Here is a 12700-nt window from a genome sequence, read left to right on the forward strand (position 1 = left end):
CGCTCATGCCGCCACCGGGCGGGCACCCAGGGTCCACGGCGCAAAACGCATCAGCAACCAGCGCAGCGGCACGCACGCGAGCAGCGCAAACACCGTCACGAACACTGCCCAGCCCAGGCCCGGGCGCGAGGCAGCGAATCCGCCAGCCAGCGCCGCCACACCGGAGAGCACGAAGAACACCAGCATATGGGTGCACAGGATCAGCAAGGTATTGCGGCCGATCCACTGTATCCAGGCCCAGCCCTGCACCAACCGTGCGGCACAGATCACCATCAGTGAGCCGAGTACTGCGCTGACCACAAACCCGGCGTGGTTGCGGCCGAACTCCAGCATGTTGACGTCGATGCGGCCGTTACGATCGGCCAGCCAGGCCACCGGCAACGCCAGCAGCACCGTCGCCAGCGCGCTGACTGGCAAGGAGCTCGGCAGACGTGCGGAAACGTGGATCAGCAAGGCGCCCAGCGCGTAGAAACACAGCGACACCGGTAGAACGTCCAGGCCGAAAAAAAGCCGTACCTGCTGGCCCGGAAACCAGCGCATCCAGCACCAGGCCAGGATCAACGACGCCACCGCGATCACCACCGGTGACAGCCAGCGCCGCAGTACTACATAGCTCAGCACCGTCACCAGCATCACCGGCAGGAACCACAGCGGAGGCTGCACATACAGATCCGGGCCGATGCCGGTGAACATCGCCACGATCGGCTCCCACCACGGATGGCTGCCCCAGCGCGCCGCCTTCTCGCCGATATTGCGCGTCAGCAACCAGTACGCGTAACCGAGCAGGTAAAACGTCACATACGGCAGCAACAGGCTGCGTGCCTGCTTGCTGATGGTCTGCGGCAAGCCGGTGGTCCGCGACGCATAGCCCGCCGCCAGCCAGCCGGACACCATGAAAAACAGCGGCACATGAAAGCTGTAGGCAAACAACGTCATCGCATGCGGCACGCCCTTGGCGTGGCAGAACACCACCAACAGAATCGCCAGGGCCTTGGTGGCATCGATACGCGGGTCGCGGCTGCGCCCGCCGGTGGCAACGGACGCACCGACGACCGGTGCCACCGGTTGTGGTGCTTGCGTTGCCGCCACACTCATCGCGTACCTCCCGCGGGCAGTGGCAATCGCGCATCCTCGTCGGCCGGATCCTGTCTGGGCAGCTGCGTAGCACTGGTAGCAGACCAGGTCGGCCGCATGTGCCACAGGCAGCCGCACACAAACCACCACAATGCCGACGTCTTGATCGAGAAGTAGCCGTTGGACACCAGCAGGCTCAGCGCGAACGCAAAGATCGCCAGGTTCTTGAACAACTGCCCTTCCTTGCTCGGCATCAACAACAGGAACGAATACGACAGCAGGAAGGCGAGCACGCCGACGATCGACTGCGATGCGATGAAGTAGGCAATGCCGCTGTCGAAGTAACGGTACGCCTGCGCAAAATCCAGGCCCATCCACGAGTTGAAGGACAGGTTGTTCATCGAATTGACGGTGAAGAAGATCCGGCCCATCGTGTTGTCCTGATAGGCCGTGATCCCGGTGATCCACACCAGCAACCACGCCGTCATGATCACGAGCAGGAAGACCAGGAACGCCAGCCGTTGATCCAGGCGTTTCAACAGCGGCGACAGCAGCACCATCAGCACGCAGGTGCCCGCCGCAAGTCGGCCGTCGGAGGCCACGACCATGAAACCGATCAAACCGACCGACAGGATCAGCATCGCCGGCCGCATCCAGCGCCAGAACACCAGCACGATCGCGGTAAAGAAGCAGATGTAGTTACCCATCGTCACCGGCTCGATGAACATCGAGGAGGCGCGGGGAAGATTGGAGCCCGGCAGGAAGTTGCGCTCGCCCGGTCGCGTGGCGCTGACGAACAGGTTGCTGTCTTCGTTCCAGAACCCTTCCGCGCTCATGCCGCGCGCGTTGACGAAGAAGCTCTTCGGGTTGACCAGATCGCCGTAGGCGCTGGGCATCGCCAGTTCGAACGCCGCAACCAACGACACGATGATGGTCATGCGCACGAACAGCTTGGGCACCGACCCGGTATAAGCCGAACCAAGCACCACGAACGCAAACACCACCAGCGCGTCGCGGAAGAACTTCGGATCGATCTGCCAGTTCACCAGGAAGCGCACGAACATCAAGGTGACGATCAGCCCCAGGCCGCTGATGATCAATGCAATGCGCTTGCGGCTCATCGAACCCAGGCCGAGCAGGAAACACGCGGCGTAGATCATGAACTCGACTGCGTAAGTGATCACCGGACGTACGGTGAACACGTTCGCGTTGATCAGCGCCAGCAGCAGGTTGTAACCGACGCCGACCAGCAGCGTCAGCTCGATCAGCAGGTTGTGCCAGCGAACGCGGGCCTCGTCGCTCATTCGGATCAGCATGCAGACGCCTGCTTGAAAGGGGCGGCTGCGATGCAGCCGCCCGCGGCGCTCGGCGCGCCAGGTCGCACACTCCCCGCCATCATCAGTACGCGGTCTTCTGTCCGAGCACACGCACTGCGGTCAGCACGATGATGCGGATATCCAGCCACAGCGACCAGCGACGGATGTAGTCCAGGTCGTACTGGATGCGCTTCTTCATCGTGCGCAGCTCCGGGGTTTCACCACGGAATCCATTGACCTGCGCCCAACCGGTGATGCCCGGCTTGACGTAATGGCGCTGCATGTAGTGATTGATCAGCTTTTCGTAATGGGTGTTGTGCTGCGCGGCATGCGGGCGCGGCCCCACGATCGACATGCTGCCACCGAGCACGTTGAAGATCTGCGGCAACTCGTCCAGGCTGCTGCGGCGCAGGAACGCACCGAAACGGGTGATACGGGTGTCGTTCCTGGTCGCCTGCTGGATGGTGGTGCCATGGTCGTCATGCACACGCATCGAGCGGAACTTGAACATGTAGAACTCGCGCCCACCCAGGCCATGACGACGCTGGCGGAAGAACACCGGGCCCGGCGAACTCATCTTCACACCGACCGCAATCGCAGCCATCAACGGCCACAGGCCCATCAGCGCAACCACGGCCAGGATCTTGTCCTGCAGCGCCTTGGCGACCACGAAGTAGTTGTCGCGGTCCACACCGCCCTGGCGCAGGTTGATCACCGGCACGTTGCCGATCTGCTCGCCGGACTGGTTCAACAGACCGAAGTCGAACAGGTCCGGCACCAGCTTCACGTTGATCGGATAGCGATCCAGGCGCTGCAGCAACTGCTTGATATGGTCACGTTCGCCCAGCGGCAGCGAAATCCACACCTGCTCGACCTGGTTGTCCTTCAGGTACTCGATCAGCGCGTCCGGATCGCCCAGGCACGGCAGCGACTGGCGTTGCTCGGTCACGGCGATGTCGTACGGCGTGCGGAAATAGCCGACCAGGTTCATGCCGACCCAGGGGTTGCGGCTGAGGTAGTGATTGATCTTCATCACCGGGTGGCGCAGACCGACCACCACCACCCGCTGCACATCCACGCCCTGGGTGCGCAGGTGATTCAGGAAGCCGCGCAGCACCGTGCGGGCCGCCACCAGCGAGGCCAGCCCACCGACGAACCACAGGCCGATCCAGCCACGCGAGACCTGCTCGCCGACCTGCACGATCAGCGCATGCACCGCGAACAGCGCAAACACGCCGCCGAATGCACCGCCCAGCACCATCAGCTCGCTCAACAGCCCGCGACCGCGCCAGCTGCGATACAACGGAAACAGCGCAAAGCAGATCACCGAGTACAACAGCGTGGTGGCGATGGCGACCCGGTACGGTGCCGCAGGCACCCAGGAGCCGAAGACGATGCGATAGGCGATCAATCCGGAGACCACGACCATGGTGAGGTCGAAGACGCGCAGGACCAGATCGGCCGCAGCCGAATACTTGGACAACAATCGCGGCGAGGATGTGGTGTAAGTCGCGCTACTCAAGTCTGCCAAAAGCATGGGGATGTCCTCCAAACTCGATACGGCGCATGCGGGGGAACATACGAAACGCACGCGAGCTTTCAATCATCTCCGTCGAACGATCACCGCGGTAATACCTACCGACCCCAGATCGCACGACAGCCCTTTGTTTCAACAGAGACAAACTTTCAAACGAAGGAGCCCGAAACATACGGGATCCAACCTTTTCCACGCTGAATCAGTTGTCACTTCAATTAACCATCGTTGTGCAACACGACGATGTCAGTCCAACCGCGTCTGCGCTGCCGTGCCACGCAGGAAGTAGCGCACCAGTGCCACAGCCACACCCAGGAATACGCCAAAGATGAAGCCCAAAGCGAGGTTCAATTTGAGTTTCGGCGAAGTCTTAGACGTAGGCACGTCTGCGGTATCGATGATGGTCACGTTGTTGGCGCCGACGTTGCTCGCCACACCGATCTCCTTGTAGCGCTGCAGGAGCGCATCGTAGAGCTGGCGGTTGGTATCGACGTCGCGCTTGAGCATGTTGTAGCGGATGCTGCGGCTCTGCAGATCGAGCTCATCGTTACGCAATCCGGCGATGCGCTGGTTGAGCAACTGCTCCTGATGCACCGACGCGTCGTAGGTCGCCTTCAGCGACTGGCGGATATTGAGGACCTCGCCATTGATCTGGCGACGCGACTCTTCGATCTGCGCCTTCAGACGCTGCATTTCCGGATAGTCCGGCTTGAAGGTCGACAGCTTCTGCTGATATTCGGTGTTCAAGCGGATCTGCTCGCCGCGCAGGCTCTGGATCAGCGGATTGCTCAGCACTTGCGGCAGCGACATCGCGTCACCGCTGCTGACCTGACGCCAGGCTGCCTCGGCCTTGATGCGGGCGTCCTGCGCCGATGCCAGCATCGCATTGAGGTCGCTGAGGTTCTGCGCCGGAAGCGATGGCTTGTCGTCGCCCACCGACACGATCTGCTCGTCGGTGGAATAGGAGACCAGATTCTTCTCCGAGTCCTCCACCTTGTCGCGCAACTGCTCCAGGCGCTCGGCCAGGAACTTGGTCGCGAACGAGGATGCCTTGATGCGGCGTTCCTGCGTGCTGACGATGAAGACCTTGGTATAGGTGTTGGCGATCTTGGCAGCCAGCACCGGGTCCGGCGAATCGTAGTTGACGTAGACCAGGCGCGAATTGAGGATCGGCTCGACCACCAGCCCGGCCAGCAGCGTATCGGTCAGGCTGCGCTCGATGATGGCCTGGCGCGAGTCGACCGACTTGCCGGCTTCCGGATTCTTGGCAGCAGCCTTTTCCAGTGCTTCGTCGACCTGCTGCTTGAACGCCGGCTCCTGATCGAGCTTGGCTTCGCGGATCACCGCACGGGCCAGCGAGCGGCTCTGCAGCAGCTGGTACTGGGTCTGGTAGAAATCGCGATCTTGCGGCGATTCCACCGGCATCAGGTTGTCGACATTCACCACGTTGAGCGAGTCGCGCTCGATCTGCAGCGTGCTGGTGGCGCGGTACTTTTCCGGCATCAGCAGGGTGACGCCAAACGCCAGTGCCACTGCCCCGACGGTGATCAGAATGATCAACCAGCGCTGTGAGACCAGCGCGCGCCAGTAGTCGAGCAAGCCAACGTCGGCCAGCTCGAGATGCCCATGACGATGAGACGGGGAAGAACGATTGTCTGAATTCATACTCATCGGTAAGCGCGCCACACCATCACAAGGGGGGTCAGTTCCAGCATGGTGCGCAGCCAGACGCGTGCGTCGGAGCGGTACACCACAACGATGTCGCCGCCGTAGATCTCAGGGTCCGGGTTGGCCCCCTTCTCGATCTGGGTCAGATCGAATCTGGCGATCATCTTTTGACCGTTGACGGTGCGAAACACGATGACGTTGCCGCGGCTGGCCACGGTGCTGACGCCCTTGGCCTGCGCGATGGCCTGCTGCAGGGTCAGGTTGGCGCCGATCACCGGATAGATGCCCGGCTCGTCGACCGCACCGGTCACCGTGACCCGGCGACCATTGGATTCCTGCACGAACACCGACACCTGCGGCTGCTGCAGATAACCGGCGGCGTAGCGTTCTGCCACCAGCTTTTCCAGCTCGCCGACACCCAGGCCGGCTGCCTTGACGTCGCCGATCAACGGCAGCGAGATGTGGCCGTTCTGATCGATGCGGACCTGCCGCTCCAGATCGTCGACCTGGAACACCTTGAACAACAGCAAGTCGCCTGGGGCAAGTCGATACTCCGGTTGCACGGCGGACATCGCGAGCGGATCCGGAAGCGGCAGCGAATCGGCCATCTTCGGACCGGTGCTGCATGCGCCCAGTGCCATCGAGCAGATCAACGCCAGGCTGAGGCCTTGGCAAAATCGTCCGATCAGTTTTTTCATGCGTGTGGCTGGCTGCCTCGGTTGGGTGGGACAGGACCTCGCGCAGCATTCAACCGGCCAACACGCCAGCAAGAACGTACGACAGAGAAATTCATCCCAAGACGCTTGGGATCACGACAGGTGTGACGTGTTGCAGTGCACTATGGCATAGAACCAACGCATCGCAAGACGCTGCTCGCCATTTTTTTGACGGCGTTGGCCTATTGATTCAAGTTCGTCGTTGCAGCGTTAACAAAACGTGATCCAAGTACGAATCCGCCGCCAATGATTTGGAGCATTTTCGGGGACTTAGCGACATTGCGTGACCCAGGTCCATAGCGAACAGAACCGCAACCAAACGGGCTCGGCCAGGCAATTCATGCTGCTGTGCAGTATGCCGATGGACATATCGTGTCAGGCGTATGACAGACCGCCGATCGCATTGTGCGACGCAACAAAAAAGCCCATGTCCGTGAAGACATGGGCTCCGTGTTTGGTCGGGGTAGCCGGATTCGAACCGACGACCACTAGTCCCCCAGACTAGTGCGCTACCAGGCTGCGCTATACCCCGAAGATGTTGCGTCCGCCGCGAGGGCGGCCTGCGATTATAGCGGCTTTGTGAAACGTTTTCCTAGCGGCGCAGCAGTTGCAGAACCTCTTCCAGCTCCATGCGCACCTGTTTGATGATCTGGTTGCTCAGCGCCGACTCGCTCTTGGCGCCATCGCCTTCAAGACGCAGGCGTGCGCCGCCGATGGTGTAACCCTGCTCGTACAGCAGGCCACGGATCTGGCGCACCATCAGCACGTCGTGGCGCTGGTAGTAGCGCCGGTTGCCGCGCCGCTTGACCGGTTCCAGGCTCGGAAACTCGGTTTCCCAATAGCGCAGCACATGCGGCTTGACGTCGCACAGCTCGCTGACTTCGCCGATGGTGAAGTAGCGCTTGGCCGGGATTGGCGGTAGTTCGCGATTACTGCCCGGATCCAGCATAAGCCTCCACCCGCTCCTTGAGCTTCTGGCCCGGACGGAAGGTCACCACCGTGCGGGCCGAGATCGGAATTTCCTCGCCGGTCTTGGGATTGCGACCGGGCCGTTGATTCTTGCGCCGCAGATCGAAGTTGCCGAAACCGGACAGCTTCACCTGACGGCCCTGCTCCAGCGCATCGCGCAGCACATCGAAGAACGCGTCGACAAATTCCTTTGCCTCGCGCTTGTTCAGACCGACCTCGTCGAACAGACGTTCGGCCATCTCCGCTTTCGTCAATGCCATGCCAATCCCCTGGTTACCGCCTCAACTCCGGATCCGGGCGCGGTGTTCGCGCTCGATCACGGTCACCACATCGGCAACGACTGCGTCGACGTCCCGGTCGGTGAGAGTGCGCGAGTTATCCTGCAAAATCAAGCCCATAGCCAGACTCTTGAAACCTGGCTCGACCCCCTGCCCGACGTAGCGGTCGAACAGCTGCACCTCGCGCAACAACGGTCCGACGGTGGTGCGCACGCTGCTCGACAGCGCCGCCCAGCTCACCTCTTCCGGGACCAGGAAGGCCAGATCGCGACGCACCGAGGGGAACCGCGACAGCTCGCCGGCACGCGGCAGCGCACGCTTGACCAACGCCGTCAGCTGCAGTTCGAACGCGATCACATCCACGTCGATGTCCAATGCCTTGGCCAGGCGCGGATGCACCTGCCCGATCCAGCCGATGCACACGCCATCGCGATGGATGTCGGCCGACCGCCCCGGATGCCCGAAGGGCTGGGCAGAGGGCTGGAACTCCAGCACCGCGCCACTGGCCGCGGCCAGCGCCATCAGGTCGCCCTTCAGATCGTGGAAGTCCACCTTGCGCGCGGGCTCGCCCCACTGCAGCGCCAGGGCATCGCCGCACACGGCCGCGGCGACATGCTGCGACTCCTGCGGGGCGGCGCCGGCATCAGACGCGGCCGCGAACACCTTGCCCAGCTCGAACAGGCGCACCCGCCCGGCCTGGCGGGCGGCATTGCGGCCCAGCGTCGCCACCAGGCCCGGCAACAGGCGCGGACGCATGATCGCCAGCTCGGCGCTGAGCGGATTGGCCAACGGCACCAGGCCGTCGGTCAGCTGCCAGCGCTCCAGCAAGGTGGCGTCGACGAAGGCGTAATTGATGGTTTCCTGCAGCTCGCGCGCCACCAGCTGGCGCCGCACGCTGAGCTCATCGAGCTGGGTTTCGCTCGGCATCGCAATCCGGCTTGCGCCGCCCGGCAGCGTGGTCGGCACGCGGTCGTACCCGTGGATACGCGCCAGTTCTTCGATCAGATCCTCTTCGATGGCGATATCGAAGCGACGGCTCGGCGCCATCACCTGCCAGCCTTCGGCAACCGCCTCCAGCTGCATGCCAAGCGCACCCAGAATGCGCACGACCTCGGCATCGTCAATCTGGATACCGAGCACGCGCGCAATCCGCGCACGCCGCAGCAGGATGGGCGCCGGCTGTGGCAGATGCTCCGGCAATTGCGCATGCACCACCGGGCCCGGCGTACCACCGGCCAGTTCCAGCACCAGCCGCGTCGCCACTTCGATCGCCTGTGGCGGCAATGCCGGATCCACACCACGCTCGAAGCGATGACCGGCATCGGTATGCAGACCGAACTTGCGGCCACGCCCCATGATCGCCGCAGGATCGAAGTACGCCGACTCCAGGAACACGTTACGCGTGGTGTCGGTGACGCGGGTATCCAGGCCGCCCATCAGGCCGGCCAATGCGACCGGGCGGTCGGCATCGGTGATGGTCAGGAAGCTGTCGTCCAGCGTGACCTGACGCCCGTCCAGCAATGCCAGCTGCTCGCCGCTGCGCGAATGGCGCACGCCGATCGGGCCTTGCAGGGCGTCCAGATCGAACGCATGCATCGGCTGGCCAAGTTCCAGCATCACGTACTGGGTGATGTCCACCAGCAGCGAGACCGGACGCACGCCGCTGCGACGCAGCCGCTCGGCCAGCCACACCGGCGTTGTTGCGGCCGGGTCGATACCTTCGATCACCCGTCCGCAATAGCGCGGCGCAGCGTTGCCGGCATGCAATTCCACCGCCAGCGTGCGCGTGGACACCGGCGCCACTGCATCGGCTTCAAAGGCCACCACTGCGCTGGCACAGGCGGCCGCCACATCGAAGGCGATGCCGCGCACGCTGAAGCAGTCGGCGCGATTGGGCGTCAGCTTGATCTCGATGCTGGCATCCGGCAGCCCCAGATACTCGGCCAGCGCCCGACCCACCGGCGCATCGTCGGGCAGCTCGAACAGGCCGGACGCATCGCTGTCCAGCCCCAGTTCCTTGGCCGAGCACAGCATGCCGTTGGACGCCACCCCGCGCAGCTTGGCCGCAGTGATGGTGAGCGCGCCGATCTGCGCACCGACAAGCGCCAGCGGTGCCACCAGACCGGCACGCGCATTGGGCGCGCCACACACGATCTGCAGCAACTCGCCCTGCCCTGCGTCGACACTGCAGACCTGCAGACGATCGGCTTCCGGATGACGCACCGCCTCGACGATACGCGCCACCACCACCTGCCCCAGCGCCTCGCCCAGTGGCGTGACCTCTTCGACCTCCAGACCGATCGCCGTCAGCGTCGCGGCAAGCTCGTCGCGGCTCGCCTGGATGGGAACGTGGCTGCGCAGCCAATTTTCAGAGAATTTCATGAGGAGCCGGGATTGGGGATTCGGGATTGGGGATTAGCTAAAACGCGTCGGCGGGATCTGGGGCGGACCGGGGCGCCGTTGCGAATCCCCAATCCCGAATCCCCAATCGCCGCCGTCAGGCGAACTGCCTAAGAAAACGCACGTCGTTTTCGAAGAATGCGCGCAGGTCGTTGACGCCGTAGCGCAGCATCGCAAAGCGCTCCACGCCCAGGCCGAACGCGAAGCCGGTGTAGCGCTCCGGGTCGATGCCGACGCTGCGCAGCACGTTCGGGTGCACCATGCCGCAGCCGAGCACTTCCAGCCAGCGCGTGCTGCCGTCCGGCTGCTGCCAGGCGATGTCCACTTCCGCGCCCGGTTCCACGAAAGGGAAATAGCTGGGGCGGAAGCGCATCTCGAAATCGCGCTCGAAGAACGCCCGCACGAACTCGGACAAGGTGCCCTTGAGATCGGCGAAGTTGGAGTGCTCGTCGACCAGCAGGCCTTCGACCTGATGGAACATCGGCGAATGGGTCTGGTCCGAATCGGAGCGGTACACCTTGCCGGCCGCGATCATGCGCAGCGGCGGTTTGTGCGCATCCATGTAGCGCACCTGCACGCCGGAGGTATGGGTGCGCAACAGGCGGCCATCGCCGAAATAGAACGTGTCGTGCATTGCGCGCGCCGGATGGTGCGGCGGAAAGTTCAGGGCTTCGAAGTTGTGCCAGTCGTCCTCGATCTCCGGACCATCGGACAACTCATAGCCCAGGCGCGCAAAGATCTCGACGATGCGCTCGAGCGTGCGCGTAACCGGGTGCAATCCACCGCGTTCGCTGCGACGCCCCGGCAAGGTGACATCGATCCGCTCCCCGGCCAGACGTGCGTCCAGCGCGGCGTTTTCCAGCGTGTGCTTGCGCTCGGACAACGCCGCGGTCAGCGCATCACGCGACAGGTTGATCGCTTCGCCAGCGGCCTTTCGCTGATCGGCCGGCAGCGTGCCGAGCTGCTTGAGCTGGGCGGTGATGCTGCCGCTCTTGCCGAGCAATGCGACGCGCAAGGCTTCCAGTTGGTCCGGCGTCTGCGCGGCGGCGACATCGGCCAGCGCACGCTCGGTCAGGGATTGAATCTCACTCATTGCACTCGCGCCTCAACTGCGTCTACCGAACGGTGTTTCCGGATGCACCGGAACGCATTGCCACTCAAATCTGGTCTTGCCCGGCATCCAGTCAGCAATGCCGGCCATCTAAAAACGCAAAAGGGGAAGGACTCGCGCCCTTCCCCCTGCATATCTGCTTGCCCTCGCCGGAGGCCTGTACACGAATGCGCAAACCCCTTCGAGACGCTATCCCTTCAAAAGTCCGCACATGGATGTGCGGGCTCTTGCGAGGGACTCGCACCTATGCCGCCAGCGCGCCCTTGGCCTTCTCCGCCAGCGCGGCAAAGCCGGCGGCGTCGTGCACAGCGATATCAGCCAGCACCTTGCGGTCCAGGGTGATGCCAGCCTTGAGCAGGCCATTCATGAAACGGCTGTAGCTCAAGCCGTTGATGCGGGCAGCCGCATTGATGCGGGTGATCCACAACGAACGGAAGTTACGCTTCTTCTGCTTGCGGCCAATGTAGGCGTACTGCTGCGCCTTGATGACTGCCTGCTTGGCAACGCGGAAGACCTTGCGGCGAGCGTTGTAGTAACCCTTCGCCAGGGTCAGAATTTTCTTGTGGCGGCGACGCGCCTGTACGCCACGCTTTACTCGTGCCATGGGTCAGTCCTCAGAGGTAGGGAAGCATACGATCGAGACGGCCAGCGTCCTCGGCACGGACGTGGTTCGTCTGCCGCAGGTTGCGCTTCCGCTTGGTCGCTTTCTTCGTGAGGATATGGCTACGGTTTGCGTGGCCGCACTTGTACTTGCCGGAGGCGGTCTTGCGGAAACGCTTGGCCGCCGCCCGGTTGGTCTTGATCTTGGGCATTGCAATGTCCTTGATGGTGTTTTGTCACTGACCCGGGCGGCAGTCTTGCGACCACGCTTTCCATCCTTGCCCTTGCCTGCTTGTAAGTCCTTGATCGAACACGATCCGGACAGGTCCTGTACCGCTTGCGCGGCGCCCCGGCAAAACCGGGCCGCGCAGTATGCCCGTTGCCGGGGATTCTTGCAAATGGATGCTGTCGCCGGCCAGGACGGGCCCGTCGGGCCCACCCTGGCGCGGGATCAGATCTTCTTCTTCGGCGCGATCATCATGACCATCTGGCGCCCTTCCAGGCGCGGACGCGACTCGATGACGATGTCGTCGCCCAGGTCGGCCTCGATCCGGGACGCCATTTCGCGCCCCAGCTCCTGGTGGCTCATTTCACGGCCACGGAAGCGGATATTGACCTTGACCTTGTCACCCTCTTCCAGGAAGCGGCGCATGTTGCGCAGCTTGATCTGGTAGTCGCCCTCGTCGGTGACCGGACGGAACTTGAGTTCCTTGATCTCGACCTGCTTGGTCTTCTTCTTGGCCTCGTTGGCCTTTTTCTGCTGCTCGAACTTGAACTTGCCGAAATCCATGATCTTGCAGACCGGCGGGTCGGCCTGCGGCTGGATTTCGACCAGATCCAGGCCTTCTTCCTCGGCCTTGGCGAGCGCTTCGTCGCGCGACAACACGCCGACCATCTCACCGTCACTGCCGATCACGCGGACGCGCGGCACACGGATTTCTTGGTTCTTGCGGTTCTGTTTGTTGTCAGGGGTACTGATATTGCAATCTCCCAGGGGAATCGAACCGGCGCATCCGGATCATCCAGACCGGCCG

Annotated in this window: 12 protein-coding genes and 1 tRNA gene; all 13 read right to left on the reverse strand. The window is 63.0% G+C overall.

Features of this window, described 5'->3' with window-relative positions:
* Positions 1-3 precede the first annotated feature (3 nt).
* Positions 4-1095 (reverse strand): acyltransferase family protein, encoded by a 1092-nt coding sequence (locus tag GGR73_RS07410; RefSeq protein WP_104568279.1) that lies wholly within the window; start codon positions 1093-1095, stop codon positions 4-6.
* Positions 1092-2378 carry a polysaccharide biosynthesis protein GumE gene (locus GGR73_RS07415; RefSeq protein ID WP_184456529.1) on the reverse strand — a complete coding sequence of 429 codons (1287 nt, stop codon included), beginning with the start codon at positions 2376-2378 and terminating at the stop codon, positions 1092-1094. Before GGR73_RS07415 ends, GGR73_RS07410 begins: the two co-directional genes overlap by 4 nt.
* A gap of 94 nt (positions 2379-2472) precedes the next feature.
* Positions 2473-3927 carry an undecaprenyl-phosphate glucose phosphotransferase gene (locus tag GGR73_RS07420; protein ID WP_046343239.1) on the reverse strand — a complete coding sequence of 485 codons (1455 nt, stop codon included), beginning with the start codon at positions 3925-3927 and terminating at the stop codon, positions 2473-2475.
* A gap of 243 nt (positions 3928-4170) precedes the next feature.
* Entirely contained in the window at positions 4171-5610 is a 1440-nt protein-coding gene (locus GGR73_RS07425) for a GumC family protein (RefSeq protein WP_179465573.1), read from the reverse strand.
* Positions 5592-6290, reverse strand: a complete 699-nt coding sequence (locus tag GGR73_RS07430; protein WP_016903310.1) for a polysaccharide biosynthesis/export family protein — start codon at positions 6288-6290, stop codon at positions 5592-5594. The genes GGR73_RS07425 and GGR73_RS07430 overlap by 19 nt, the downstream gene beginning before the upstream one ends.
* 473 nt (positions 6291-6763) lie before the next feature.
* Positions 6764-6840, reverse strand: a tRNA-Pro gene (locus GGR73_RS07435).
* Between the two features lie 60 nt (positions 6841-6900).
* A complete protein-coding gene (locus GGR73_RS07440) occupies positions 6901-7257 on the reverse strand; it encodes a MerR family transcriptional regulator (RefSeq protein WP_005995911.1) in 357 nt (118 codons plus the stop codon).
* Positions 7238-7537 (reverse strand): integration host factor subunit alpha, encoded by a 300-nt coding sequence (locus tag GGR73_RS07445; RefSeq protein ID WP_002811076.1) that lies wholly within the window; start codon positions 7535-7537, stop codon positions 7238-7240. Before GGR73_RS07445 ends, GGR73_RS07440 begins: the two co-directional genes overlap by 20 nt.
* Before the next feature lie 21 nt (positions 7538-7558).
* Positions 7559-9937 carry a phenylalanine--tRNA ligase subunit beta gene (pheT, locus tag GGR73_RS07450; RefSeq protein ID WP_184456264.1) on the reverse strand — a complete coding sequence of 793 codons (2379 nt, stop codon included), beginning with the start codon at positions 9935-9937 and terminating at the stop codon, positions 7559-7561.
* Between the two features lie 115 nt (positions 9938-10052).
* The gene (gene pheS, locus GGR73_RS07455) at positions 10053-11048 is read right to left on the reverse strand and encodes a phenylalanine--tRNA ligase subunit alpha (RefSeq protein WP_016903312.1); all 996 of its coding nucleotides are present in this window, start codon (positions 11046-11048) and stop codon (positions 10053-10055) included.
* 262 nt (positions 11049-11310) lie between these two features.
* Positions 11311-11670, reverse strand: coding sequence for a 50S ribosomal protein L20 (gene rplT / locus GGR73_RS07460; RefSeq protein ID WP_003484828.1), 360 nt, complete (start codon positions 11668-11670; stop codon positions 11311-11313).
* 10 nt (positions 11671-11680) lie between these two features.
* Positions 11681-11878: a 50S ribosomal protein L35 gene (gene rpmI, locus GGR73_RS07465; RefSeq protein WP_002811096.1), complete on the reverse strand. Its 198-nt coding sequence runs from the start codon at positions 11876-11878 to the stop codon at positions 11681-11683.
* 239 nt (positions 11879-12117) lie between these two features.
* Positions 12118-12660 carry a translation initiation factor IF-3 gene (infC, locus tag GGR73_RS07470; RefSeq protein ID WP_080591364.1) on the reverse strand — a complete coding sequence of 181 codons (543 nt, stop codon included), beginning with the start codon at positions 12658-12660 and terminating at the stop codon, positions 12118-12120.
* Positions 12661-12700: the final 40 nt, after the last annotated feature.

The organism is Xanthomonas sp. F14 (assembly GCF_014199865.1).